The 23,150-nt window shown below is 58.3% G+C and carries 20 protein-coding genes; 10 read left to right on the top strand and 10 right to left on the bottom strand.

Annotated features, from left to right (window positions below; all coding sequences use genetic code 11):
- Positions 1-173: 173 nt before the first annotated feature.
- The gene (locus GSQ91_RS18115; RefSeq protein WP_158823149.1) at positions 174-2,189 is read right to left on the bottom strand and encodes an alpha-1,4-glucan--maltose-1-phosphate maltosyltransferase; all 2,016 of its coding nucleotides are present in this window, start codon (positions 2,187-2,189) and stop codon (positions 174-176) included.
- A 208-nt stretch (positions 2,190-2,397) separates the two neighbouring features.
- On the opposite strand from GSQ91_RS18115, the gene GSQ91_RS18110 reads away from it, so the two are divergent.
- The 4 genes from GSQ91_RS18110 (at position 2,398) to GSQ91_RS18095 (ending at position 9,534) form a co-directional block, all read left to right on the top strand.
- Complete coding sequence (locus tag GSQ91_RS18110) at positions 2,398-4,248, top strand: glycoside hydrolase family 15 protein (RefSeq protein ID WP_254064680.1); 1,851 nt, start codon at positions 2,398-2,400, stop codon at positions 4,246-4,248.
- A gap of 231 nt (positions 4,249-4,479) precedes the next feature.
- On the top strand, positions 4,480-7,128 hold the full coding sequence (treY, locus tag GSQ91_RS18105; protein WP_158823147.1) for a malto-oligosyltrehalose synthase: 2,649 nt from the start codon (positions 4,480-4,482) through the stop codon (positions 7,126-7,128).
- A 45-nt stretch (positions 7,129-7,173) separates the two neighbouring features.
- The gene (treZ, locus tag GSQ91_RS18100; RefSeq protein WP_158823146.1) at positions 7,174-8,937 is read left to right on the top strand and encodes a malto-oligosyltrehalose trehalohydrolase; all 1,764 of its coding nucleotides are present in this window, start codon (positions 7,174-7,176) and stop codon (positions 8,935-8,937) included.
- A 9-nt stretch (positions 8,938-8,946) separates the two neighbouring features.
- Positions 8,947-9,534, top strand: a complete 588-nt coding sequence (locus tag GSQ91_RS18095; protein ID WP_158823145.1) for an NUDIX hydrolase — start codon at positions 8,947-8,949, stop codon at positions 9,532-9,534.
- A 75-nt stretch (positions 9,535-9,609) separates the two neighbouring features.
- Here GSQ91_RS18095 and GSQ91_RS18090 read toward each other — a convergent pair whose 3' ends face one another.
- From GSQ91_RS18090 to GSQ91_RS18070, 5 genes are all read right to left on the bottom strand, one after another.
- Positions 9,610-10,170, bottom strand: coding sequence for a DNA-3-methyladenine glycosylase I (locus GSQ91_RS18090; protein WP_158823144.1), 561 nt, complete (start codon positions 10,168-10,170; stop codon positions 9,610-9,612).
- Position 10,171: 1 nt separating this feature from the next.
- On the bottom strand, positions 10,172-11,404 hold the full coding sequence (locus GSQ91_RS18085; RefSeq protein WP_158823143.1) for a VWA domain-containing protein: 1,233 nt from the start codon (positions 11,402-11,404) through the stop codon (positions 10,172-10,174).
- A gap of 113 nt (positions 11,405-11,517) precedes the next feature.
- Complete coding sequence (locus tag GSQ91_RS18080; RefSeq protein WP_158823142.1) at positions 11,518-12,189, bottom strand: trans-aconitate 2-methyltransferase; 672 nt, start codon at positions 12,187-12,189, stop codon at positions 11,518-11,520.
- 295 nt (positions 12,190-12,484) lie between these two features.
- Positions 12,485-12,709, bottom strand: a complete 225-nt coding sequence (locus tag GSQ91_RS18075) for a hypothetical protein (protein ID WP_158823141.1) — start codon at positions 12,707-12,709, stop codon at positions 12,485-12,487.
- An 11-nt stretch (positions 12,710-12,720) separates the two neighbouring features.
- Positions 12,721-14,283, bottom strand: a complete 1,563-nt coding sequence (locus tag GSQ91_RS18070) for a sigma 54-interacting transcriptional regulator (RefSeq protein ID WP_158823140.1) — start codon at positions 14,281-14,283, stop codon at positions 12,721-12,723.
- A gap of 72 nt (positions 14,284-14,355) precedes the next feature.
- Between GSQ91_RS18070 and GSQ91_RS18065 the strand changes: the two genes are divergently transcribed.
- Positions 14,356-15,072 (top strand): DUF3800 domain-containing protein, encoded by a 717-nt coding sequence (locus GSQ91_RS18065; protein WP_158823139.1) that lies wholly within the window; start codon positions 14,356-14,358, stop codon positions 15,070-15,072.
- An 87-nt stretch (positions 15,073-15,159) separates the two neighbouring features.
- Here GSQ91_RS18065 and GSQ91_RS18060 read toward each other — a convergent pair whose 3' ends face one another.
- A complete protein-coding gene (locus GSQ91_RS18060; RefSeq protein WP_254064678.1) occupies positions 15,160-15,453 on the bottom strand; it encodes a tetratricopeptide repeat protein in 294 nt (97 codons plus the stop codon).
- Between the two features lie 130 nt (positions 15,454-15,583).
- Here GSQ91_RS18060 and GSQ91_RS18055 point away from each other — a divergent pair, with 130 nt between their 5' ends.
- The 5 genes from GSQ91_RS18055 (at position 15,584) to dnaJ (ending at position 20,009) form a co-directional block, all read left to right on the top strand.
- Positions 15,584-16,105: an acyl-CoA thioesterase gene (locus GSQ91_RS18055; RefSeq protein WP_158823137.1), complete on the top strand. Its 522-nt coding sequence runs from the start codon at positions 15,584-15,586 to the stop codon at positions 16,103-16,105.
- A 73-nt stretch (positions 16,106-16,178) separates the two neighbouring features.
- Positions 16,179-17,012, top strand: coding sequence for an Mrp/NBP35 family ATP-binding protein (locus tag GSQ91_RS18050; protein ID WP_158823136.1), 834 nt, complete (start codon positions 16,179-16,181; stop codon positions 17,010-17,012).
- 67 nt (positions 17,013-17,079) lie between these two features.
- A complete protein-coding gene (hrcA, locus tag GSQ91_RS18045; RefSeq protein ID WP_158823279.1) occupies positions 17,080-18,171 on the top strand; it encodes a heat-inducible transcriptional repressor HrcA in 1,092 nt (363 codons plus the stop codon).
- 83 nt (positions 18,172-18,254) lie between these two features.
- Positions 18,255-18,809, top strand: a complete 555-nt coding sequence (locus tag GSQ91_RS18040; RefSeq protein WP_158823135.1) for a nucleotide exchange factor GrpE — start codon at positions 18,255-18,257, stop codon at positions 18,807-18,809.
- Positions 18,810-18,872: 63 nt separating this feature from the next.
- A complete protein-coding gene (dnaJ, locus tag GSQ91_RS18035) occupies positions 18,873-20,009 on the top strand; it encodes a molecular chaperone DnaJ (protein WP_158823134.1) in 1,137 nt (378 codons plus the stop codon).
- A gap of 360 nt (positions 20,010-20,369) precedes the next feature.
- Here dnaJ and GSQ91_RS18030 read toward each other — a convergent pair whose 3' ends face one another.
- From GSQ91_RS18030 to GSQ91_RS18020, 3 genes are all read right to left on the bottom strand, one after another.
- On the bottom strand, positions 20,370-21,134 hold the full coding sequence (locus tag GSQ91_RS18030) for a haloacid dehalogenase type II (protein WP_216845312.1): 765 nt from the start codon (positions 21,132-21,134) through the stop codon (positions 20,370-20,372).
- Between the two features lie 71 nt (positions 21,135-21,205).
- Entirely contained in the window at positions 21,206-21,913 is a 708-nt protein-coding gene (locus GSQ91_RS18025; RefSeq protein ID WP_158823132.1) for a 16S rRNA (uracil(1498)-N(3))-methyltransferase, read from the bottom strand.
- Between the two features lie 344 nt (positions 21,914-22,257).
- Positions 22,258-23,088, bottom strand: a complete 831-nt coding sequence (locus GSQ91_RS18020) for a CPBP family intramembrane glutamic endopeptidase (RefSeq protein WP_158823131.1) — start codon at positions 23,086-23,088, stop codon at positions 22,258-22,260.
- Between the last annotated feature and the right edge of the window lie 62 nt (positions 23,089-23,150).

Here is a 23,150-nt window from a genome sequence, read left to right as displayed (position 1 = left end):
TCGTAAAAGGCCTCTCTCGTGCTGGGGCTCCTGAGGGAGTTGGATGCAGATTTAGAAGCTGCGGTGGTCAGCCTTCAGGACTCTCTAGAAACTTTCGAAGGCTAGGCACATCTTTTGTTCCAATATCGTCCACCCGCCAACCTCGCGGTGTCCAAAGAAAAGAAATTCGGACTTCAGGTTGGCCTCACGATCCGAAACACATGCGCCGGTATCACGCTGGGTTTGAGCGCGACGTAGTTCCACTGATCGTGCCACAGATAGCGAGCGCCGGTGAGCAGATCCTCGACCTCAAAACTTCCCTGCCAGGGCAGTCCGAGCTTGTCGAGCGCGAGATTGATGATCCCAGCCTGTTCGTTGAGTGGGTCTAGATTGACCGCGACGAGGATCGTATCCGAGAAGTCCGGCGTCGACTTCGAATAGCAGAGAATGCTCGGGTTCGGGCACGGATGGAAGTGCAGGCTCTCATTGCGTTGCAGCGCAGGGTGTTCGTGGCGAATCTTGTTGAGCTGCGTGATGAGCGGGGCAATGGACTGCGGTGACGAGCGATCCCATTCGCGAATCTGATACTTCTCGCTGTCGAGATACTCCTCCGACCCGGTCTTTCCTGACGACGGCGCTGCCGGGCGGCCTTCACAAAGCTCATAGGCCGGGCCATAGATGCCGTAGTTTGCAGAGAGCGTTGCGGCCAGGATCACACGCTGCATGAACATGGGCCGGCCGCCGGTCTGGAGCTGCTCGTGCAGGATGTCGGGTGTGTTCGGCCAGACATTGGGGCGGAAGAAGTCCGAGACGGGCGGCTGGGTCAGCTCCTCAAAATAGCTCTGCAAGTCAGGCTTGTCGGTGCGCCATGTGAAGTAGGTATAGCTCTGGGTGAAGCCTCCCTTGGCTAGGGAGTACATCACATGCGGGCGTGTGAACGCTTCGGCGAGAAAGAGGCTGTCGGGTGCTGTGCTTTGAACCTCTGCGATGCACCACTTCCAGAACGGCAGCGCCTTGGTGTGGGGGTTGTCGACGCGGAAGACGCGCACGCCGCGGTCGACCCAGAACTTGAAGACGCCGAAGAGCGCATCCCAAAGTCCGCGCCAGTCGCTGGATTCGAAGTTCAGCGGATAGATGTCCTGATACTTCTTTGGTGGGTTCTCGGCATATTGGATCGTTCCATCGGGCCGATGAACGAACCACGCTGGATGCTGTTTTACCCACGGGTGGTCGGGCGAGCATTGAAAGGCGATATCCAGCGCCAGTTCCATACCCTGTGCCTGCGCTGCTTGTACGAGGTTGTCGAAGTCGGCCAGTGTACCCAGCTTCGGATGGATCTCCGTGTGGCCGCCTTCGGCAGAACCAATGGCCCAGGGGCTGCCTTCCTCGCCCGGCTCAGCCGTGACGGAGTTGTTCTTGCCTTTGCGAAACGCGACCCCAATGGGGTGAATCGGTGGCAGGTAGACCACATCGAAGCCCATTGCGGCGATCTCTGGAAGCCGGGCCTCGACGTCTTTCAAGGTGCCATGCCGGCCCGGGACCGGCGAGGCCGAACGCGGAAACAGCTCATACCAGCTCGAAAAACGCGCACGTTCGCGATCGACCCATAACGGCAGCTCCACCGGATACTTTGTCGCAAACGAAAGATCGGGATACTTTGCCGCGAGTTCTTCCAATTCAGGGGTGATGGGCGACTCGTAGAACGGAAGCTTTGCCTCCGCGAGTGTCCGCAGCTGCTCCGTAGCCAGTTTCAGACGGTTCGCATCCTCTCCCTTAGCCCGCGAAGCGGCTGCCTCCAGGTGGTCTGCTCCGATGCGCAGAGCCAGTGGAATATCCTGCGGCGTCGCCTGTGGCGTGGGCTCTTTTGGGTCGGGTTGAGCGGCGAGTCGTTTGCCCAGATCATGCACCCACGTGTCAAAGTGGTCGACCCAGGCCTCGACGGTGAAGCGCCACATGCCGAGCTTGTCGACGGGAAAACTGGCTGTCCACATATCGTTCGTGAGCTCCTGGAAAGGAACAGAAGCCCATTTCTTTTGCGACTCATGGCGATACAGCAGCCGGGCTGCAACGTGATCATGTCCGTCGCCAAAGATCGCTGCTGTGACCTCGACGAGGTCTCCTGTGACGCGTTTTGCGGGATAACGGCCAGCATCGACCTGTGGTTGAATCTCTTCGATGACGATGCGGCGGCGGCCCTCACTCGGTTTCATGCTGTACGTTCTCTCCTGCGTCGATCTTTCGTAAATTCATGCGTTTGCAGCCAACACGAAACGCGTATCCTGCCAGGACGCATCCAACGGTGGAAGATGTCTTCCCAGCGTCTCCACCTTACACCCGTCCTCTAAAGGGTAAGGGATGCAGAGGGACCAAAGCTGGTTGTGCTGTGGAGCAATGAATCGGGTCCGACTTGGAGGGATCGTGTCGAAGTGGTTCGGAAAAGAAGAGAAGCAGGTACCGCTGCACGCGGCCCGCATTGAGGACTACGCCCTTATCGGCGATTGCGAAACCGCGGCGCTGGTCAGCCGTGAGGGTTCGATCGACTGGTTGTGCTGGCCATCTTTTTCAGATGGGGCGTGTTTTGCTGCGCTGCTGGGAACGGCAGAAAATGGTTACTGGCGCATACGGCCCGAGGACGAAATCCGTTCGATTACCAGGCGTTACCTGCCCGGAACCATGATTGTTGAAACAACGTTTGTCACCGAAGAAGGCGCGGTCAGTCTCACTGACTTCATGCCGCCACGGGGCAAGCACTCCGACGTTGTCCGTATTGTGACCGGCGTTCGCGGCAAAGTGAAGATGCGCATGGAACTCGCCATCCGCTTCGACTACGGTCTCACAATCCCCTGGGTCACAAAAAAGGGCAACGAGTTGCGTGCGGTTGCCGGCCCGCACATGGTAGTGCTGCACAGTGAGTGCGTGAAAGGTAAGCCGGTCGAATTACAGGGTGAGGGGCTGAAGACGGTCAGCGAGTTCACTCTCCGCGAAGGCGACCGGACGTGTTTTGTGTTGACCTACGCCGGTTCGACCGAAGTGGTGCCGGAGCGCGTGCCCCCCGAAGATGCTCTTCGCGATACGCAGGATTACTGGTGCGAGTGGACGGCACGGTCGAAGTACGAGGGTGAGTATGCGGATGCCGTCGCACGGAGTCTGATGACGCTGAAGGCGATGACCTATCGGCCCTCCGGCGGCATCGTCGCTGCGGTGACCGCCGGGCTGCCGGAGAAGATTGGCGGCGAACGCAACTGGGATTACCGCTACTGCTGGCTGCGCGACACGTCATTTACCTTGCTGGTGCTGATGCGCGCCGGCTACACCGAGGAGGCCGTGCAGTGGCGTCTCTGGCTTCTGCGTGCGATTGCCGGCTCTCCTGGCCAGGTGCAGACCATCTATGGCATTAGTGGTGAGCGGCAATTGATTGAATGGAACGCCGATTGGCTGCGGGGTTATGAGGACTCCCTGCCTGTGCGCTTCGGCAATGCTGCGGCCAAACAATTTCAACTGGATGTCTTTGGCGAAGTCGCGACCGCGCTGTACAACACGCCGGAAGCCGATGAGGACATCCGCGTTCCTGCCTCCGCATTGCAGGCTGCGCTCATCGACCACCTGTGCAAGGTCTGGCCGGAGCCGGACGAGGGTATCTGGGAGACGCGCGGCGGACGTCAGCACTTCGTTCATAGCAAGGTGATGGCCTGGGTCGCACTTGACCGTGCGCTTAAGAACTACGAGCGTTTCGACGGCGGAGGCGACGTCAAACGCTGGCGCAAGAACCGCGATATGTTGCACAAGGAGATTTGCGCGAAGGGTTTCAATAAAAAACTCAATGCTTTCACGCAAAGCTATGGCTCGAAGGAACTCGACGCCTCCTGTCTGCGGTTGGGTCTGGTTGGTTTTCTGCCGATGGATGACCCTCGCATTGTCGGCACTGTAGATGCCATTCAGAAACAACTAACCAGGAATGGCTTAGTGCGGCGCTACATTCCAGCAGCCACTCCGGACGGCTTGAAAGGCGACGAGGGCACATTTCTGGCCTGTAGTTTCTGGCTCGTGGTCAACCTTCATCTGATGGGACGGAAGGAGGAGGCCAGCGAGATGTTTCATCGTCTGCTGGCACTACGCAACGATGTAGGCTTGTTGAGTGAGGAGTACGATCCTGTAAATAAGCGTATGCTGGGCAACTTTCCACAGGCACTCTCGCATATCGCACTGATTCATGCAGCGTTCACGCTTTCGGGCCACTGGCAACCCCAGCCTTTTGTGGCAGCCAAGTAGCTGATTATCGTCTCAATGCAACCTCAGGTATCAGGAATCGACTCTATTTGATCTATACGGGTCGTTCACGACCGATGGGCATTTCGCGGGCTGAATCGGTTTCATAACAGCTGTAGAGCGAAGTGAAAGATGTTTGTGTGGTTTTCTGTAAAGAAACCCGCATTGAATGCGAAATCACAGCGGTGAAACCGCTCTAACGCATGTATCCACAGATGGGACAAGACCATTCAGATGGCGAAGACTCCGAGGTCGACATATCGGCTGCAGCTGCACAAAAACTTTACCTTCGACGATGCTACTTCGATCGTCGACTATCTGAAGTCGCTTGGGGTTACCCATGTCTACACGTCGCCCTACCTGCAGGCTGCGCCGGGAAGCACGCATGGCTATGACGTCGTCGATCATCGCAAGGTGAATGAGGAGCTTGGTGGTGCGGAGGGGCACGAACGCTTCTGCAAGCGGCTGAACGAATTGGGGCTGGGGCAGGTACTGGATATCGTGCCCAACCACATGAGCCTCGGGGAACAGAATCGTTACTGGTGGGACGTGTTGGAGAACGGCACAAGCAGCCGTTACGCAAGTTTTTTCGACATCGATTGGAACTCGGCGGAAGAGCGCCTGCGCGACAAAGTGCTGGTGCCGATTCTTGCCGATCAGTATGGCCACGTTGTGAGCGAGGGCGGCATTAAAGTTGTCCGGCGCGGAGCTACCTTTACGGTAGAAGCCGCGGGACAGGCGCTTCCCGTCGCTCCCGAAAGTCTGTTTGCCATTCTGAACAGGGCTGCCGATTATGCAAAGAGCGATACGCTGAACTTCCTGGCTGCCAGCTATGGACGTTTGCCGTATCCGGATCTATCGGACCGGCGCACCACGCTGGCGCGTCATCGCGATAAGGGAGTGCTCTATCGATTGCTCGATCGTATCTGTGGCGAAGAGGCCGGGGTCTGCGAGGCCGTCGATCGCGCCGTAAAAGAGTTGAATGCGAACCCGGACGCGCTCGACGCGTTTCTATCGCAGCAGCACTATCGCCTGGCCTACTGGAAGACGGCGGACCAGCAGCTCGGATATCGCCGTTTCTTCGACGTGAACACTCTGATCGGCCTGCGCGTCGAGCGGGAATACGTCTTTGACGAGACGCACGCGCTGATCGTGAAGTGGTTGAAACAGGGGATGCTCGACGGCGTTCGCATCGACCATCCCGATGGCCTGCGCGATCCACTGCAATACTGCCAGCGTCTGCGTGATCGCGCTCCGGAAGCATGGATCGTCGGCGAGAAGATCCTCGAGCCTGGAGAGTTTCTGCGCAGCTCATGGCCAATACAGGGGACCAGTGGATACGACTTTCTCAACGCTGCCATGAACGTGCTGGTGAAGCCCGAAGGTCTGCGTGACCTCGGCAGGTACTATGCGAAGTTCACCGGTGAGTCCACAGACTTCCCAACCATTGTCCATGACAAGAAAATCGCTGTTACGCAGGAGGCTCTGGGCAGCGACGTGAACCGGCTGACCAATATCTTCGTCGATGTCTGCGAGAGCCACCGCGAGCAGCGTGATTTCACACGCGCGGAGATTCGCCGTTCGATTCGTGAGGTGGCTGCCTGTTTTTCGGTCTACCGGACCTATGTGATGCCCGACCGCGAAGAGATCACGGACGAAGACCGGCTGGTGATCGACCGCGCGATCCAGTGTGCGAAAGACAACCGGCAGGACATCGATGGGGCTCTCTTCGACTTTATGAGCGACGTCCTGCAACTGAAGGTGAGGGGCGCTAACGAAAGCGAGTTTGTCTATCGCTTCCAGCAGTTCACAAGCCCGGTGATGGCGAAAGGCGTGGAAGATACGGCCTTCTATTGCTTCAACCGTCTTATCGCGTTGAACGAGGTGGGCTCCGACCCGTCACACGATGGCCTAAGTCTCGCGCAGTTTCACGAATACAACGCGACGATGCAGCACACGCATCCCGAGAGCATGACATCGCTTGGCACGCATGACACCAAGCGTAGTGACGATGTGCGCGCACGCCTGCTCGTGCTCAGTGAGGTACAGAAGGTCTTTGCGCAGACTGTCAGGCGTTGGTCAAAGCACAATACGCACTATCGCACAGGAGAGTTTCCTGATCGCGGCACGCAGTGGTTCCTGTATCAGACCATGATCGGTGCGTGGCCCATTGGCGGCGAGCGCCTGCGGGAGTACATGCAGAAGGCCATGCGCGAGGCGAAGGTCCGCACCAGCTGGGTTGCCAACAATGAGGCCTATGAGAATGCGGTCAATAAATTCATCGATGCGATTCTGGCCGATGGAGGATTCATTGCCGAGCTCGAGGCGTTTGTCGCGAATATTCTTTTTGCCGGGCGTATCAATTCGCTCTCCCAGACGCTGATGAAGCACACCGCGCCCGGTGTGCCTGACCTCTATCAGGGCGGCGAGCTGTGGGATCTATCGCTCGTCGATCCGGATAATCGGCGTCCGGTGGAGTATGACCGGCGTCGCCAGCTGTTGGCTGAGCTCGAAGGTCTGGATGCCGCAGCCGTAATGGAGAGAATAGACGAAGGCTTGCCGAAGTTGTGGGTGATTCAGCGTGCGCTGCGCCTGCGGGAACGACGTCCGGAGTGGTTTGCTCCCGAAGCGGACTACCTGCCCATGACCGCAAATGGAACCAAGAGCGGGCATGTGATTGCCTATCGCAGAGGGGACAATGTGCTGACGGTGGTTCCGCGTTTCTGGATGACACTACGTGGCGACTGGGGCGATACCTCGCTCGCATTTCCCGAAGGTAGCTGGAAGAATGTAATGACCAACAAGATGATGCAGGGTGGAACCATGCGCCTTGGCGAGTTGCTGCGCGAGTTTCCCGTAGCTTTGTTGACCCGCGAGGGTTGAAGTTTTCCAGAATCAGGATTTCCTAGAATCAGGAGAAGAGAAGGAATGCACGAGTTTTCCGTGTGGGCGCCGAAGGCGAAGCGTATGACCTTGAAGCACGACGAGCAGCAGCTCGCCATGGAAGGCCCGGATGACCGTGGCTGGTGGCACATTGTCGGTATGGACGCTCATTGCGGTGATGATTATGCGTACCTGCTAGACGATGATCCAACGCCCTATCCCGATCCCCGCAGCCTGTGGCAGCCGTATGGAGTGCATGGGGTTTCGAGACTGTACGACCATCGCCTGTTTCCGTGGACCGATCAGCGTTGGCAGGGGCCGCCATTGTTCGGCGCGGTTCTATACGAGCTGCACATAGGCACCTTCACCAAAGAAGGAACCTTTGACTCCGCGATTGCGAGGCTCGACCACCTTGTAGAGCTTGGCATCACGCACGTAGAGATCATGCCCGTGGCGGAGTTCCCTGGCAATTACGGCTGGGGCTATGACGGCGTCGCTCTGTTTGCCGTAACCAACAAGTACGGTGGGCCGGACGGCCTGAAGCGCTTTGTCGATGCGTGCCACAACAAAGGGCTTGCCGTCATTCTCGACGTTGTCTACAACCACTTTGGCCCGACGGGAAACTACACTCAGAAGTTCGCACCGTATCTGACCGAAAAGCACAAGACGCCCTGGGGCGATGGTGTGAACTTCGAGGACATCGGTAGTGACGAGGTGCGGCGTTTCTTCTGTGATAACGCCATCATGTGGCTGCTCGAATACCACGTTGACGGTCTTCGCCTGGATGCGGTGCATGAGCTTACGGACAGGTCCGCCTTTCACTTCATGGAGCAGCTCTCGGCCGAGGTAGAGACAGTCGGCGCGATGCTTGGGCGCAAACTGGTGCTTATCGCGGAAAGCGATTTGAACGATCCGAAGATCGTGCGCCCGCGCGAAGCCGGTGGGTATGGCATGGATGCGCAGTGGTCCGATGACTTTCACCACTCGCTCTTTACCCTGCTGCACGCCGAGCAAAGCAGTGGTGGCTACTATGAGGACTACGGGCGCTTCTCCTACCTGGCGAAGGCGCTGGAGAAGGTGTTCGTGTTTGACGGCAACTACTCCATCTATCGCAGACGCACACACGGCAGGCCTATCGATGGACTCTCCGCGCATCATTTCATTGACTTCGTCCAGAACCACGATCAGGTCGGCAATCGAGCCACGGGTGATCGCCTGGAGCATATCGTCGGCCTCGATGCCGCAAAGGTAGCGCTGGGCATGTTGCTGACCGCACCCTGCATTCCGATGCTGTTCATGGGCGAAGAGTTCGCGGCGTCGACTCCGTTCCTGTACTTTGCAGACCACGAAGATGACGAGATGGCGAAACGGGTATTCGAGGGCCGCAAGCTCGAGTTCGCGGCATTTGGCTTCGAAGAGGCGGAACAGATACCCAACCCGGAGAAGCCGGAGACCTTTGAGGCTTCCAAGCTGAACTGGGACGAACTTCATGCGGGGATCCATGCCGAGATGTTGGAATGGACCAAGAAGCTGCTTCATCTACGCCGGCACTCGCTTTCGCTCAACGATGGCGATCTGAGCCACGTGACGATTGACAGTCACGAGGAAGAGCGATGGCTCTCGATGCAGCGTGGCAAGGCGCTTGTCGTTCTGAATCTGGGAGAGAAGCTGGTTCGGGTGAAGGTGCCTGATCGGTACTTCCTGGCTCTGGCATCGAGGCCGGAGGTTGCGGTTGCTCCGGGAGAAGTGGGCATGCCTCCGATGAGCATGGCTGTCTTCTCCTTCGAACGTCTGGAGAGGGTGTCGTAGCATCGATCTATGAACGACGAACAGATACCACCCATCAGGACAATCAGCAGCCGCGAGGTATATCGCAATCCGTGGACGCGCGTCCGCGAAGATGTGATCGAGCGCAGCAACGGCGTGCGCGGCATCTACGGAGTCGTAGACAAGGATCCTGCGTGCATCGTTATTCCTCTGGAGCAGACCGCTGAGGGCGATTTCCTATGGCTTGTGCGGCAGTATCGCTACACGGTGGGGGATACTTTTTTCGAGTTACCGCAGGGCGGCTGGGAGACGGCTGAGGTCGATCCCGAGGAGCTGGCTCGCGGTGAGCTACGCGAGGAGACAGGACTGCTCGTCGAACGCATGACGCATCTGGCGGATCATTGGATTGCCTATGGCGCGATGCGCCAGATTCATCATGTCTATCTGGCGGAGGGGCTCACACCCGGCGAAACCGAACGCGATCCCGAAGAGCATGACATGACGGTGCATCGGGTTCCAGTGAGCGAGTTTGAATCGATGCTGCTCGACGGCCGTGTGATGGACAACTGCACTGTCGCAGCCTGGGGTGTTTACCGGGTCTGGCGCGACCGCAGAGATAAGCTTCTTCGCAGCACTTAAGTAGGCCACGAATACCGTCGCGTCCTCAGCGGAACCTCCGCGCCCTCTGCGTTAAAGATTTTGCCGTTGTTTGTTCTAAACCTTATTACGCCGAAAGCAGTCCGCGCTGTGGTCGTTGACGATGCCCGTCGCCTGCATCCAGGCATAGACGATCACCGGCCCAACAAACTTGAAACCACGTTTCTTGAGAGTTTTGGAGATCTCTTCAGAGAGTGGTGTCTGCGCGGGAACAGGGCCTTTATTGCGGATCGGTTTGCCGCCTGCAAGGTTCCAAACAAAGCTGGAGAAGTCTTCTCCGGCATCCTGCATCGCGAGGAAGATCCGAGCACCGTTGATGGTCGCTTCGATCTTGGCACGCGAGCGAACAATGCCCTCGTTCTTTAGAAGCCGTGCAATATCCCGCTCCTTGAACTTCGCGACTACAGCTGGATCGAAACCTGCAAAGGCCTTGCGGAAGGCATCACGCTTGCGCAGGATGGTGATCCAGGAGAGCCCGGCCTGGAAGCCCTCCAGCATCAGCATCTCCCAGAGTGCGCGGCTGTCGTGCACTGGCACGCCCCACTCTTCATCGTGGTAGGTCTGGTATAACGGATCACTCCCAGACCACGCGCAGCGTTGCAGATCGTGTTTTGCCATCTCAGTTCACCATCTTCTGGCGGCGGGACATAAAGTCCATCAACAGGTAGTTGCCGAGGGTCTGTGGCGTGGTGAAGTAGGCCTTGCCGCGGCACATGGCCGAGACCTTCTGCACGAACTGAACTAAGGCGAAGTCCTGAGCCAGCATGAAGGTGTTGATCATGATGCCGGCGCGCTTACAGCGGCTGACCTCTTCAAGCGTCTCTTCAATGACGATAGGGTCCAGGCCAAAGGCGTTCTTGTAGATGCGGCCATCTGCCAGCGTCAGTGCCGAGGGTTTGCCATCGGTAATCATCACGATCTGCTTCATGTCTTTGTTGGACCGCTGCAGAATGCGATGTGCCACACGCAGGCCTTCGCGGGTATTGGTGTAGTGCGGGCCGACCTTGACGCGCGGCAGTTGCGAGATCGGAATCTCTTCGGCGGAGTCGTGGAAGAGCACCAGGGACAAAGAGTCGCCCGGATACTGTGTACGGATGAGATGGCTGAGCGCCATGGCAACGCGCTTGGCGGGAGTGAAGCGGTCCTCGCCATAGAGGATCATGGAGTGCGAGCAGTCGAGCAGAACGACGGTCGCGCAGGAGCTCTGATAGTCGGCCTGCTGAACATGTAAGTCGGAGTACTCCAGCTTGAGGACTCCGGAGCCGTCAGGGGCGCCTTCGCGGGCGAAGACCGAGTTGAGCGTAGCGGTGATGTCGAGGTTGAGCGAATCGCCGAACTCATACAGCTTCGATGACCCGTTGGTCTCTACGCCGGCAGCCTCGTAGCTCGTGTCATGGCGGCCCAGCGATGACTTGCCCAGCGGGCCGAGAAGATCGCGGAGCGCCTTGTAGCCGAGGAAGTCCATGCCCTTGTCGGTGACTTCAAAGCGCGAGGACTCACCGTCGCCCTCTTCTCCCTGGCCTTGACCCTCAGCGGGCTCCTCCGCATTGAGGAAGTTCTCATCCTTCATGCGCTGGACGATTTTGTCGATGAGCTCTTCGACCTGTTCTTCGGGCAGCTGGTCGAACTGCTCCTGCGCGTCTTCGTCGAGCAGGTCGCCGGATTCGAGCGCCTGGCGGATCGCATCGCGCAGGTTCTCCATGGTCTGCTCACCGTCCATGTCCCGAAAGGGCGAGAACGGGTCTTGAAAGCCAGAGTCGAGCAGGAAATCGGAGAGCGCCTGCATCAGGTCATCGAGCCCGAAGCTCGTGGAGAGGTCGCCGGTGAATTTGGTGTAGCGGGTGAGCTTCATTCGTGGCCTGCGTTCTACATTAGACGCTCGGCAGTGGTGGAAGATGCGGGTAGTAGTTGTCAGCTCGCAGTTCCGCCGAACCAGCTAACAGCGAACTGACAACTACCTCAGGGCTATAGTTTTGTCCCTGACAACACCGCGAAGCGATTGTCTTTGAACCAGCAATCGGCGTCGGTAAAGCCAGCCTCACGCATCCAGTGGAGCTGATCTTCGACGGAGGCGCAGCGGTCGTCCTGCTGGCGGTAGAGCGAATCGGCGATCTGCTGGGGTGTGGCTCCAGATTCGCGAACCTGCTGCAGCCAGATCACCTTGTAGTGAGCGTCGAGGGCTGGCGTGGGGCCGGCGACCTGCTCGGCGTTGACGAAGGTGCCGCCGGGCCGGAGAGACGCGTAGATCTTCTTGAAGAGCGACTTCTTGGCCTCGTTGTCGAGATGGTGGATCGAGAGCGCGGAGACGATGGAGTCCTGGTTATGGGGCAGCGTCGCGGTGGCGTAGTCGGCAACCTCAAAGCTCACATTGGAATCGGTGCCGAGGCGGGTGCGGGCTCGCTCGAGCATTGGTTCGGAGACGTCCATCAGGTGAATGTGGGCTTTGGGATACCACTGGCGTACGAACGTGGAGAGCAGCCCCGTACCTGCGCCGAGGTCGAGCACGCGTTCTGCCCCGCCGACGATGAGATCGGTGGTACGGCGATAGAAGGCGTCGTAGCAGGGGATTAACTTGGCGCGGTCGGCGTCGTAGGTGGAGGCGGTGATGTCGAAGATTTCCTGGGTTGCGTTAGGCATGGCTGTCTCAAGAATAAGCGCTTGAGCGGATTATGTCGCTGGGGAGTTATTGGCGACAGTTATAGGACTACGGAGAAATCGCATTACTCAGGACAGCTTGAGGTGTTGGAGTATGCAGTAAAACTTGTTTTTTGAGGAGAAGGGCAGGGGAATGTTCCACGTAGAACATTTTTTCTAAAATTTAGAAATCACCGCTCTACTGTCTCTAGTATGAGGACTTTACCTCTGAAAAAATGACTTATGCGTTGCGGAGAAGATGCGCTATTTAAAGCCTGCGCGGAAGGATACAACCGCTTCAGTCGAAGTCGTCGCGATTGACGTTGCCTTTGCCTGTGATCGCGTAGTGCAGGCAGCGCCAACAAAGGCGCACAGATCCGATAAACACAGCGATGCCCCCGATCAACACCATAAAGCCAGGGCTAGTGAAGACAAAATATCCGGCAACTATCGCGAAAAAAGCTAGGAAGATCGCGCAGATGCCCTGGACCCAACGTGCGGTGTAATCCTTCTCGTCCCACATGGACGAAAATTCTAATTGAAGCCGCGCCGTGTGCGGTTGTGGGCGTCTTCACGCTCCTGCTCGCGCTTGCGTTCGGCGAAGTTTGCGGCTTCCTCGTTGCGCTTGCGCTTTTCGCCTGCTGTGAACTTGCGTGCTTCGCTGCGCGAGATACGCTTGTGCGCGGTCATGCCTTCCAGCAGGAACTCTGCTGCCGAGACGGCGACCTCAGGCTGTGACTTCGACGTGATCTTGAGGGGCGTCAACTTCTCGAAGAGCCCCTGAATCTGCTGGAGCTCGGCCAGCACGGCAGCAGCCGGCTGTTTGTCGTTCAACTCCACGGCGCCGCCGAGGTTGAACCACTGCTCGATCTGCTGCGTGTTGGTGTCGGCGAAGTAGCTGTCGAAGATGTTGGCGACGGAGCTGCGGATCAACTCGCGGATGACATTGTCGGAGCCCCGCATCTCGCCTTCGTACTCGAGTTCGATCTTGCCCGTAATGCCAGGCAGCGCGGCGAAGATATCGCCGACACGCGGGACGACCACAGACTCTCCGTGAATCAAAGCCCGGCGTTCGGCGTTTGAGACCACCAACTCCATCGTGCTGATAGGCAGCCGCTGCGAGACACCCGAGCGCTTGTCGACCTTCTTGTCCTCGCGGGCCACAAAGGCGATCTGTTCGACAATCTGGCGAATATAGTGCGGAATCTCGATGCGCTGGATGGTGTCATTCGAGGGGGCATACGTACGCTCTGTCCAGGCCTCCTGCTCCGTAATGCTGATGGCCTCATCGAGCGATTCGGGATAGTGCGTGCGAATCTCGCTGCCGATACGATCCTTGAGCGGAGTGACGATCTTGCCGCGTGCCGTGTAGTCCTCGGGGTTGGCGCTGAAGACAATAGCGACATCCAGTTCCAGGCGCACCGGATAGCCCTTAATCTGTACGTCGCCCTCCTGCATGATGTTGAAGAGCGCAACCTGGATCTTGCCGGCGAGATCAGGAATCTCGTTGATGGCGAAGATGCCGCGATTGGCGCGGGGGAGCAGACCGTAGTGCATCGTCAGCTCGCTGCCGAGTTCGTGGCCGCTACGCGCTGCTTTGATCGGGTCGACGTCGCCGATGAGGTCGGCAACGGTCACATCCGGCGTTGCGAGCTTTTCGACGTAGCGCTCCACCGGCGTCATCCACGCGATGGGGGTATCGTCGCCGAGCGAGGCGACGAGGTCGCGCGAGAACTTCGAGAGCGGGGCATAGGGGTTATCGCGCAGCTCGGATCCGGCGACATAGGGGCTAAAGGGGTCGAGCAGCGTCGTAAGCGAGCGCAGGATGCGCGACTTTGCCTGGCCGCGCAGGCCCAGCAGGATGAAGTTGTGCCGTGAGAGCAGGGCATTGACCACCTGCGGGACAACGGTGTCGTCATAGCCGACGATGCCGGGGAAGAGCGATTCGCCCTCTTTCGGCCCACCGGGGGCGATCTCGCGCAGGCGAACGATCAGGTTGTCGCGGAGTTCGTCTTTGACGCTGCGGGAGACGCGATCGGCGGTGTAAACAGAGGTGCGAAGCTGACCTAGTGTGCGCGGAAGTGCAGTCGACGGCATATGTAGAAGTATAGATGTCGGGCGCGCTCATAAGATTCTCGGTCGTTTAGGATGAATCCGAGGCGTTTCTCTGTGATTCTGGCGTATTTAGATGAGACGGGTAATACGGGCATGGATCTGAGTGACGCTACTGGGCAGCCTTACCACTGGGTTGGGGCGCTCCTTGTTCCGCAAGATGTCTGGCATTCTTCAAAAGCGGCTGTTGAGAAAATCCATGCGTTTGCATCGGCCAAAGGTTTTGTGGGCGCCGACTGCGAACTTCATGGGGCAGAGATTTTGCATGGCCTAAAGAATTGGCGGGCTGTTTCGCTGACAGATAGATTGCAGATATTCGAGATGTGCGTGTCGGTTATGGAGACGCATTCCTTGAAGCTCGTGTCTGGTGGGTGCAATAAAAAACTCTTGCGTGAGCGATATAGCAATCCAGATCACCCGCACGGAATAGCAACCTGGTTATGCCTCGAACGTGTCGCTCGTTACGCCAAAGCCAAGAACGATCTTGCCGTTCTAGTCGCGGATGAGTGCAGTGCAGACCATAAAAACCTATCGCGTGGGGCGCTGAAAAGCTATCGCCAGTTTGGCGCACCATTTGGACCGTCTATAGATTTATCGTGCCTTCTTGACACAATTCACTACATGTCTTCAGCTGAGTCTCCCCATATCCAACTATGCGATATAGCGCTCTTCATTCGGCAACGGTACGACCGGAAAGGCGACGTTCGAATTCGTGATCTCTGCCATCGCTGTAATCGCCTTTATGCTGTCAGTTCCGGCGTGATTCCGTACTAAAACTGGTATTATAAGAAGGACGACTGATGTGGCCGCTCATTAGCGACCCGGAAGCCTAGCTTCCTCAGCCGTCCCTTTTATTTAAATTCACACAATGTCGTCGAGCATAGCCTGCATCTCGCTGGCAGCATGGGCGTTGCCAGTGCGTGCCGCAGCGGCAAGACCAGCAGTAAGGCGCTCGCGGGCTTCCTCCGTACGGCTCGCTTTGAGCAGCTCCTGCGCGGACATCTGGTAGGCAGGCACGTAGTCAGGGGTGTGCTGCAGAATGGTCGCGAACTCAGCGAGCGCCGCCTCTTGCTTGCCCTCCGAGGAATAGGCCATGGCGAGGCCGTAGCGGGCAAAGGCGTCGGTGGGGTTCTGCTTCAGGATTTCGGTGAGCATCGCGATCTTGTCCATCTGCTTAGGATGCGGGGAACGCCCACGAAATGCAAAAAGGCTGGCTTCGAGGCCAAAAGAGCACCAGTTGACGGACAATTTAGGATAAAAAAGACGGGCAATTTAGAATAAATAGATGAGTGAAGGCGTATTGGTGCGGCCGGTTCGTGAGTCGCAGTCGGAGCGCAGCGAGATCATCTTTCCAGGCGATGCGAATGCGCTTGGCAATCTCTTCGGCGGCAGGTTGATGCAGTTCATCGACCTCGTCGGGGCGATGGCCGCCAGCCGCCACGCGCGGGCCATTACGGTAACCGCCTCGATGGACCATCTGGACTTCGTTGCCCCGGTAAAGGTCGGCGATCTGCTGATCCTGAAGTCCAGTGTGAATCGGGCCTTCAGGACGTCCATGGAGGTCGGTGTGAAGGCGATGGTCGAAGATGTGCGCGCCCAGCGGCTGCGGCATGTATCGTCAGCCTATCTGACCTTTGTAGCAGTCGATACCACGGGCCAGCGTATTGAAGTGCCGCAGGTTTTGCCGGAGACCGAACACCAGCAGCGGCGATTTGAAGATGCAGGACGCCGGCGCGAGATGCGATCCGACGAGACCCGGCGGAAGAAAGAACTACGTGCCGCGCTAACGCCGGATTGGCATTTATAGAAGAACGCCCGAGTGGCCTCTATAAGAGGCCGCAAACAGGAAACAGCGAACAGGAAGAGCAAGGACGAATTTGATGGGACACAGTGGACAGGGAGTACCGCAGGGACCGCAGCCGTTGCCGGGTATACAGCATGTGGTGGCGGTAGGATCAGGCAAGGGCGGCGTTGGTAAGACGACAGTGAGCGTGAATCTGGCGGTGAGCCTCGTGAAGCTGGGCTATCGCGTAGGGCTGATCGACGCCGACATCTACGGCCCGAACGTCCCCACCATGCTGGGCGCGACACGGCAGCCGAACATCGTCGGAGAGAATCGGATCGAGCCGCTTCTGGCGCACGGCGTCAAGTTCATCTCCATCGGTCTGATCTCCCCCGGCGATAAGCCGATGGTGATGCGCGGGCCGATGCTGCACCAGATCATCAGACAGTTTCTGCAACAGGTAGAGTGGGGCGAGCTGGACTTTCTCGTCGTCGATCTCCCCCCGGGCACGGGCGATGTCGTCATCTCGCTGGTACAGACGGTTCCGCTGACCGGCGCAGTCGTCGTCTCAACCGGATCGAGCGTAGCCTTGCAGGATGCGCGCAAGGCGTTGGAGATGTTCCATCAGGTGAACGTTGAGGTGCTCGGCCTGGTCGAGAACATGAGCCAAATGACGCTGCCGAGCGGCGAGGTGATCGACGTATTCGGTGCGGGCGGAACCCAGCAGACGGCGAAGCAGTTCAACCTGCCGTTCCTGGGTTCAATCGATCTCGATCCACGCGTGCGCGAAGGCGGCGACCGTGGCCTGCCTGCGGCTCTGGGTGGCGAAGACTCGCTCCGTGCGCAGGAGTTTGCGGCCATTGCGCAGAAGATTGCCGAGAAGGCCAAAGAAGTCGCTGCACGCAGTGAAGATGTGTTGGAGATTAGTTAGAACAGGAAACAGGAAACAGGAAACAGCGAAGCGGCTAAGAGATCGAGATCTAAGCTAGAGGCGAATGATGGCGAGCATGCACCAGATGACAATACGGCAGCGGCAGATTCTGACCGCCATCGTCGAGAGCTACATCTCGACGGGCGAGCCGGTGAGCTCTGGGACCATTGCACGCTCCCAGGCCCTCGATACCGGTTCGATGAGCGCGGCTACGATTCGCAATGAGATGGCCGATCTTGCCGACGCAGGCATGCTGGAGCAGCCGCATACCTCGGCTGGCCGTGTCCCCTCGGCGCAGGCCTTTCGCATGTACGTGGAGCAGTTGCATGGCGGTATTGCAGGTCGGCTGCCCGGGCTTTCGCTCGCGGAGGTTCAGTCGCAGATCGACTTAAGCCTCGCCGGAGTTGCCGGAGCCCAGGCCTTGCTGGCCAGAACCTCGCATGTGCTCGCCACGCTTTCAAGCGGTGTCGGATTAGCGATTGGTGCGGTCGCGAACGCCGATCTTTTGGAGCACGTCCACTTCAGCCGTCTGGCCTCGCGGCGGGTTCTTGCCGTGTTGGTGACGCGTAGCGGCATGGTGCGCGACCGGGTGCTCGCCATCGACCGCGATCTCTCGCTGCGTGAACTCGAGACGGCAGCGAACTTTCTGAACGAGCACTATCGCGGATGGAACATCGAGCGCGTGCGAGCCGAACTGGCACAGCGCCTGGAGCGCGAGCGCAGCGACTATCGCGAACTGGCCCAGCAGCTATGGGCGGGCACCGTACCCGAGGCCGCGCATGCCGAGCAGGCAGTCTATGTCGAAGGCGTTGCCAACCTCGTCGGGCTGCCGGAAGACCGCGCCCATCTGCGCGAGATGCTCGCCGCTCTGGAGGCCAAGCAGCGCCTGGTGGAGCTGCTGAATGCCTATATCGATTCGCGGCAGGAGTCGGTGCGTGTCGTATTCGATCTTGAGGAACAAGCCCCCGAGATGGCAGGCTTAGTGCTGATCGCCGCACCGGCACGTGTAGGTGGTGAAAGCATCGGAACGGTGGGAGTCATTGGCCCGAAGCGAATGCACTATGAGAATGCGATGAGCGCCGTCAGCTACATCGCGCAGGTCTTCGACCGCATCAGCAGCGATAAAACAGGTGGAATGCTTGGACCACCCTCGCTATGAGCCCGAAGCGGAAACGGATCGATGAAGTTCGAGACACATTCGCGCGATGGTCGCGAATGGGAAACAATGAAGATGGAGCAAATATGAGTAAACAGGACACGATGCAGGACGAGACGATAGACGCGGCGCAGACCGAACCGGAGATTGGAACAGAAGCTGTGGAGACAGACGCGCAGCCAGCAGAGTTAGAGCAGCTTCGCGGCGAACGCGACCAGTTGAAGGACCGCCTCGCACGGTTGCAGGCCGAGTTCGACAACGCGCGCAAGCGCGAGATCAAGGAGCGCCAGGACGCTCGGGACTATGCGGTGCAGGGCGCGATCGACCCGTTCCTAGGCGTAATGGACAACTTCCAGCTCGCGCTGAAGGCGGACGGCTCTGCCGAGCAGCTGCGCACGGGCGTGGAACTGATCCTGAAGCAGATGGAAGAGGCCCTGCGTGGCCTTCAGGTACAGCCGGTGGAGACGGTGGGGGCCCAGTTCGACCCGCGAATCCACGAGGCCCTGGGCAGCATCGAAACAGTGGAGCATCCAGACCATCAGGTGCTGGAAGAGATTCGCCGCGGCTATAAGCTGCGCGACAAGCTGCTCCGTCCCGCGCTGGTGCGGATTGCGGTGAACCCAGCACAGAAGAGTGAGTAGCACAGGCGGCTAGGCACAGGCAGCTAGGCGAGAGCCCGTTAATAGAGAACAGGAAATCAGGTAATGGCGACAGCGACGATGAAGATGGACTACTACGAGGTTCTACAGGTAGAGCGCACCGCGAGCGACGGCGAACTCAAGGTCGCGTATCGCAAGCTCGCCATGCAATTTCACCCGGACCGTAATCCGAACAATCCAGAGGCCGAAGAGCGCTTCAAGCAGTGCAGCGAAGCCTACCAGGTGCTGAGCGATGCGGATAAGCGTGCGGCCTATGACCGTTACGGTCATGCTGGCGTCAGTGGCGCTGGCCCAGGCGGCTTCAACGGCGGCAACCCCTTCCAGGGTCAGGGTGACCTGGGTGACATCTTCGGCGACCTGTTCGGCGAGATGTTCAACATGGGTGGCAACCGCCGCGCGTCGCGCGCACAGCGCGGCCGCGACCTGAAGTTCGACATGCGCCTGGAGTTTGAAGAGGCTGTCTTCGGAGTCGAGCGCGAGATCTCGATTCGTCGCGCCGAAGTATGCGAGGACTGTTCGGGCACAGGTTCAGAGGGCAGCAAGCAGCCTGAGACTTGTCAGCAGTGCGGCGGCCGCGGACAGGTTCGCTCCCAGCAGGGCTTCTTCTCGGTCGCGAGAACCTGCCCGGTGTGCAGCGGTACGGGCAGCGTCGTCCGCAACCCCTGCAAGACCTGCAGAGGTGACGCCCGCATACAGCGGGAGCACAAGATTCTCGTCAAGGTTCCGGCAGGCGTCGAGCAGGATACCCGCATCCGCTACAGCGGTGAGGGCGATGCAGGACGCTTTGGCGGTCCAGGCGGCGACCTCTATGTGGTGCTTGAGGTCAAGGCGCATAAGTTCTTCGAGCGCGATGGCGACGATCTGCACTGCGTGATTCCGGTGAGCTTCCCGCAGGCGTCATTGGGCACGGAGCTTGAGATTGCGACGCTCGAAGGTAAAGAGACGCTGAAGGTTCCCGAAGGCACGCAGAGCGGCAAAGAGTTCAAGCTTAAGGGCAAGGGTGTTCCACACCTGAACTCGCACGGCAAGGGCGACCTGATCGTCGAGGTGCGCGTGCAGACACCGAACAAACTCAACAAACAGCAGAAGGAATTGTTGAAGCAGCTCGCCGAGACGATGACCGTGGAGAACATACCCTCTTCGCGTGGAATATTCGGCAAGGTTAAGAACATCTTCAGCTAAGCGGCAGGTAGAGAAGTCAGGGAACGGCGGTGAGGCCATAGGCTCACCGCCGTTTTTATTTCTAGTGCCGTGACCAAGTAATTAGGTGCTTTTGCTTTTCTGGTTGTCATTCCCGCAGGGAATCTGCTTCCTCCTGCGATGGCAAGAACGCTGTGGCTATACGGACCAACAGCAGGTTCTCTCCACCCCAACCTGCAAAGAACGCAGGCTGGGGACCCCGGCCTGCGGGAATGACAACCAGAAAAGCAAGAACAACGACAAAAGCAAAAACACCTCTTCACGCGGTCACGGTACTAGCGCGACGAGGATGGGGCACCCGATGGTGGCTCTCGGTCGTAAAACCTATCTGGAAACGAGCGCTTATGTTTCGCCCAAAAACTGCACCAGATCGGACAGCGTATTTCCGGAACCATCGGGAAGCACTCCCAGCTCCTCCGCAGGAAGTTTTTGCCGGTTAACCCAGTACGTCGGATAGCCAAAAAGCTTTGCTCCCGCAGCATCCCATCCCGCCGATGCCACAAACAAGATCTCCTCACGCTTCGCCTTGAAGGCGTCCAATCCCATTTGGTAGGCCTGAGGGGCAGGCTTATAGGTCTTTACCTGGTCGGTGCTGAGGATCTGCTCGAAGAACCCATCCAGCCCTGCGTGCTTGATATTGGAATGCAACATCCTGGGGGTGAGGTTCGACAGGAACGAGAACCGGAGGCCAGACTTTCTCAAAGAAGCGAGAGCCGGAAGTACGTCTGGCCAAGCCTGCAGTTCGAGGTAGGCATTCATCAGTCTGGTCCGCTGAGCTGGGAGGATATTTAGTTTTAGTGCATTGGCGGCGAAGGTGAGGGCATCGTCTGTTACCTGCCAAAAATCCACGTAGTGCTGGGACGCGACCCTCAACCACGTGTATTCGAACTGACGCGTGCGCCACTGGTTACTAAGACCCACCCCCGGAAACATTCCATCGGCAAGCGCAAAGACTGGTCCGGGGTCAAAGATCGGAAAGGCATCGAAAGCAATAAATTTAATGGCGGACATCGCCTTCGGGGTTGCTGCAAGTGCATTTGGGACTCGAATCAAACTACTGCTAGCGGCACTCCCGGCTGCAAGGGTGACAAACTCTCTACGATCCATAAGCATTGCAAGCAATCCTTGAAACGTCCCAGTGGGTTGCAGGGACGCACCTTTGATCTTATAGAGATTCCTTAGATCAAAGCCGAACAGATAGCCAGCCCTGCAATCGCCGCCGTCTCCGCACGCAGGATGCGCGGACCCAGCGTGACATGCTTCCATCCATGCTCGGTAAAGAGCTGCATCTCCTCAGCGGTCCATCCACCCTCGGGACCAATGGCCAAAGCAATGGACTGACTCGCTTCCCCCAACGCAGAAGCAATCGTGTTCTCCTGCTCCGTCTCCGCAAGCAACAACTTGGTCTCTGCGCTCACTGATTGCAGTGCAGCTTTCAACGTCTGCGGATCGTCGACTTCGGGTACGTCGCTTCGCCGCGACTGCTGCGCCGCCTCCCGCACGATGCGTCTCCAACGTTCCACGCGCTTAGCCGCGGCTAGAGCGAGATGCTTCTCCGTGCGACGTGCAAGTACAGGAGTGATACGCGCAGCACCGAGCTCGGTGGCTTTTTCAATGCCCCATTCGAGATGATCGAACTTGAAGACAGCCAGCAGCAGATGCACAGGCAGCGCTGCCTCGGCCTCGAGCTCTTCATGCAGCGCAAAGACGACCTCGCGCTCCGAGACGCTGATGATCTCGGCACGATGCAGGAAGCCATTAGCCACGACGTCGAAGATTTGTCCGGGCTCCGCGCGCAGCACGCGCGCCAGATGCGCGGCCTGGTCGCCGGTCAGCGAAGCGGTTGTGTCAGTGAAGGTGTCGGCGATCCAGCGGCGGCGCGTCATGCCTGTAGGATACTGCGACATCGCATGTGTGTGGCGGGTTGCGTATAGACGTGCATGCGAAAACCCCTATGAACAAAGGCCCGATAAACACCTCAGGGAACGCTCTGTATCGCGTTCCCTGAGTGTGTTGCCTTTGTTTGGTGCTTTGCCTGGTTGCGTTTGCCTGCGCTCCCATATCGATAAAGATCATCGACGCTGCTTTCACGATGTGAAGCAACTAACGAAGGTATAGATTTTGTGCGACATATAGTCAAGAAAAAAAGTGAGGTAAGGCAAAGGAATTTTTTCGGCGCGCTCTTGGCTCGGACCATCTTTACGGACTCTTGATGGCTGCATCGGCTTCATCATCGTGCCAGATTGGCATGCCGAAGGAAGAGAAAGAGCCCAACCAGAAAGTCCTGTGCGCTGTGTGCGACGATGACGGCGCGCAGATTTCCGAAGCGCAGCGCGAGAATCGCGTACATGAGTCCGAGTATGCCGACGAAGATTGCACCTCCGACACCTTCATAGAGATGAAGGCTTCCGAAGAGGAGAGACGTTACCGTGATCGAGAGGATCGTGGCGAATCGTTGAGAGGCGCCCGCTATGGAAAAGAAAGAGAGGGCTTGGCGAAGCAGGTACCCGCGAAAGATGTGTTCCTCACAAAAGCCTGCCGTGAGGCTGACACCAGTCCACAGCAGAAGCTCGAACCCTGTCGTCGGCGCGACCGATTCGACCGTCTTATTCTTCAAGTGAAGACGGGACACGACTTGCTCATGGAGGTTTGCGACGTGTGAAGGATCAGGATGTCGTAGCACGAGGATCGACATGGCGACCATGACGACGAAGCTGAGCGTTACCAGGCACGCGGCATAGATCGTCATACCGCGCACAACTTCGAGAAACCATGGTCGGCGGTTATGCAGCAGCGTGTTCCAGAAGAAGAGATGGCGGTGGTACACCCCAGCGACGACGCAGCCAAGCAACATCCAGACCATTAAGATCTGCGATCCGTAGCGTATTGGACGATCCAGCGCGATCGTCTCTTGATGCCCAAAGTGCGCCACCACGGAGAAACCCGCGAGCAAAGCCACAACCGCAAGCGTATGCATCCAGGGGGCGATGGGCTCAAGAACGCCCTCCGCTCTGAGATCTCCCGATGGCGGAAGCGGCGTGTCGGGCAAAGTATCTGTCATGGGACGTATACTACGGCGTTCGGCCTTGGTTTGCGCACTGCAGCGTTTGACCGCGAACAGAG

Source organism: Granulicella sp. S156, from assembly GCF_009766105.1.
GTDB lineage: Bacteria > Acidobacteriota > Terriglobia > Terriglobales > Acidobacteriaceae > Granulicella.
The sequence above is the reverse complement of the archived record's forward strand: the minus strand, read 5'-3'. Positions and strand labels throughout refer to the sequence as shown.

What these genes read in the sequence shown, in the direction of transcription:
- treZ (WP_158823146.1), top strand. Translation starts at nt 7,174, where the DNA reads ATGCACGAGTTTTCCGTGTGGGCGCCGAAGGCGAAGCGTATGACCTTG.
- dnaJ (WP_158823134.1), top strand. Translation starts at nt 18,873, where the DNA reads ATGGCGACAGCGACGATGAAGATGGACTACTACGAGGTTCTACAGGTA.
- GSQ91_RS18060 (WP_254064678.1), bottom strand. Translation starts at nt 15,453, where the DNA reads ATGCTCACCGAAATCCTGAAGCAGAACCCCACCGACGCCTTTGCCCGC.
- treY (WP_158823147.1), top strand. Translation starts at nt 4,480, where the DNA reads ATGGCGAAGACTCCGAGGTCGACATATCGGCTGCAGCTGCACAAAAAC.
- GSQ91_RS18115 (WP_158823149.1), bottom strand. Translation starts at nt 2,189, where the DNA reads ATGAAACCGAGTGAGGGCCGCCGCCGCATCGTCATCGAAGAGATTCAA.
- GSQ91_RS18070 (WP_158823140.1), bottom strand. Translation starts at nt 14,283, where the DNA reads ATGCCGTCGACTGCACTTCCGCGCACACTAGGTCAGCTTCGCACCTCT.
- GSQ91_RS18030 (WP_216845312.1), bottom strand. Translation starts at nt 21,134, where the DNA reads ATGGATCGTAGAGAGTTTGTCACCCTTGCAGCCGGGAGTGCCGCTAGC.
- hrcA (WP_158823279.1), top strand. Translation starts at nt 17,080, where the DNA reads ATGGCGAGCATGCACCAGATGACAATACGGCAGCGGCAGATTCTGACC.
- GSQ91_RS18055 (WP_158823137.1), top strand. Translation starts at nt 15,584, where the DNA reads ATGAGTGAAGGCGTATTGGTGCGGCCGGTTCGTGAGTCGCAGTCGGAG.
- GSQ91_RS18020 (WP_158823131.1), bottom strand. Translation starts at nt 23,088, where the DNA reads ATGACAGATACTTTGCCCGACACGCCGCTTCCGCCATCGGGAGATCTC.
- GSQ91_RS18085 (WP_158823143.1), bottom strand. Translation starts at nt 11,404, where the DNA reads ATGAAGCTCACCCGCTACACCAAATTCACCGGCGACCTCTCCACGAGC.
- GSQ91_RS18075 (WP_158823141.1), bottom strand. Translation starts at nt 12,709, where the DNA reads ATGTGGGACGAGAAGGATTACACCGCACGTTGGGTCCAGGGCATCTGC.
- GSQ91_RS18080 (WP_158823142.1), bottom strand. Translation starts at nt 12,189, where the DNA reads ATGCCTAACGCAACCCAGGAAATCTTCGACATCACCGCCTCCACCTAC.
- GSQ91_RS18095 (WP_158823145.1), top strand. Translation starts at nt 8,947, where the DNA reads ATGAACGACGAACAGATACCACCCATCAGGACAATCAGCAGCCGCGAG.
- GSQ91_RS18040 (WP_158823135.1), top strand. Translation starts at nt 18,255, where the DNA reads ATGAGTAAACAGGACACGATGCAGGACGAGACGATAGACGCGGCGCAG.
- GSQ91_RS18025 (WP_158823132.1), bottom strand. Translation starts at nt 21,913, where the DNA reads ATGACGCGCCGCCGCTGGATCGCCGACACCTTCACTGACACAACCGCT.
- GSQ91_RS18090 (WP_158823144.1), bottom strand. Translation starts at nt 10,170, where the DNA reads ATGGCAAAACACGATCTGCAACGCTGCGCGTGGTCTGGGAGTGATCCG.
- GSQ91_RS18050 (WP_158823136.1), top strand. Translation starts at nt 16,179, where the DNA reads ATGGGACACAGTGGACAGGGAGTACCGCAGGGACCGCAGCCGTTGCCG.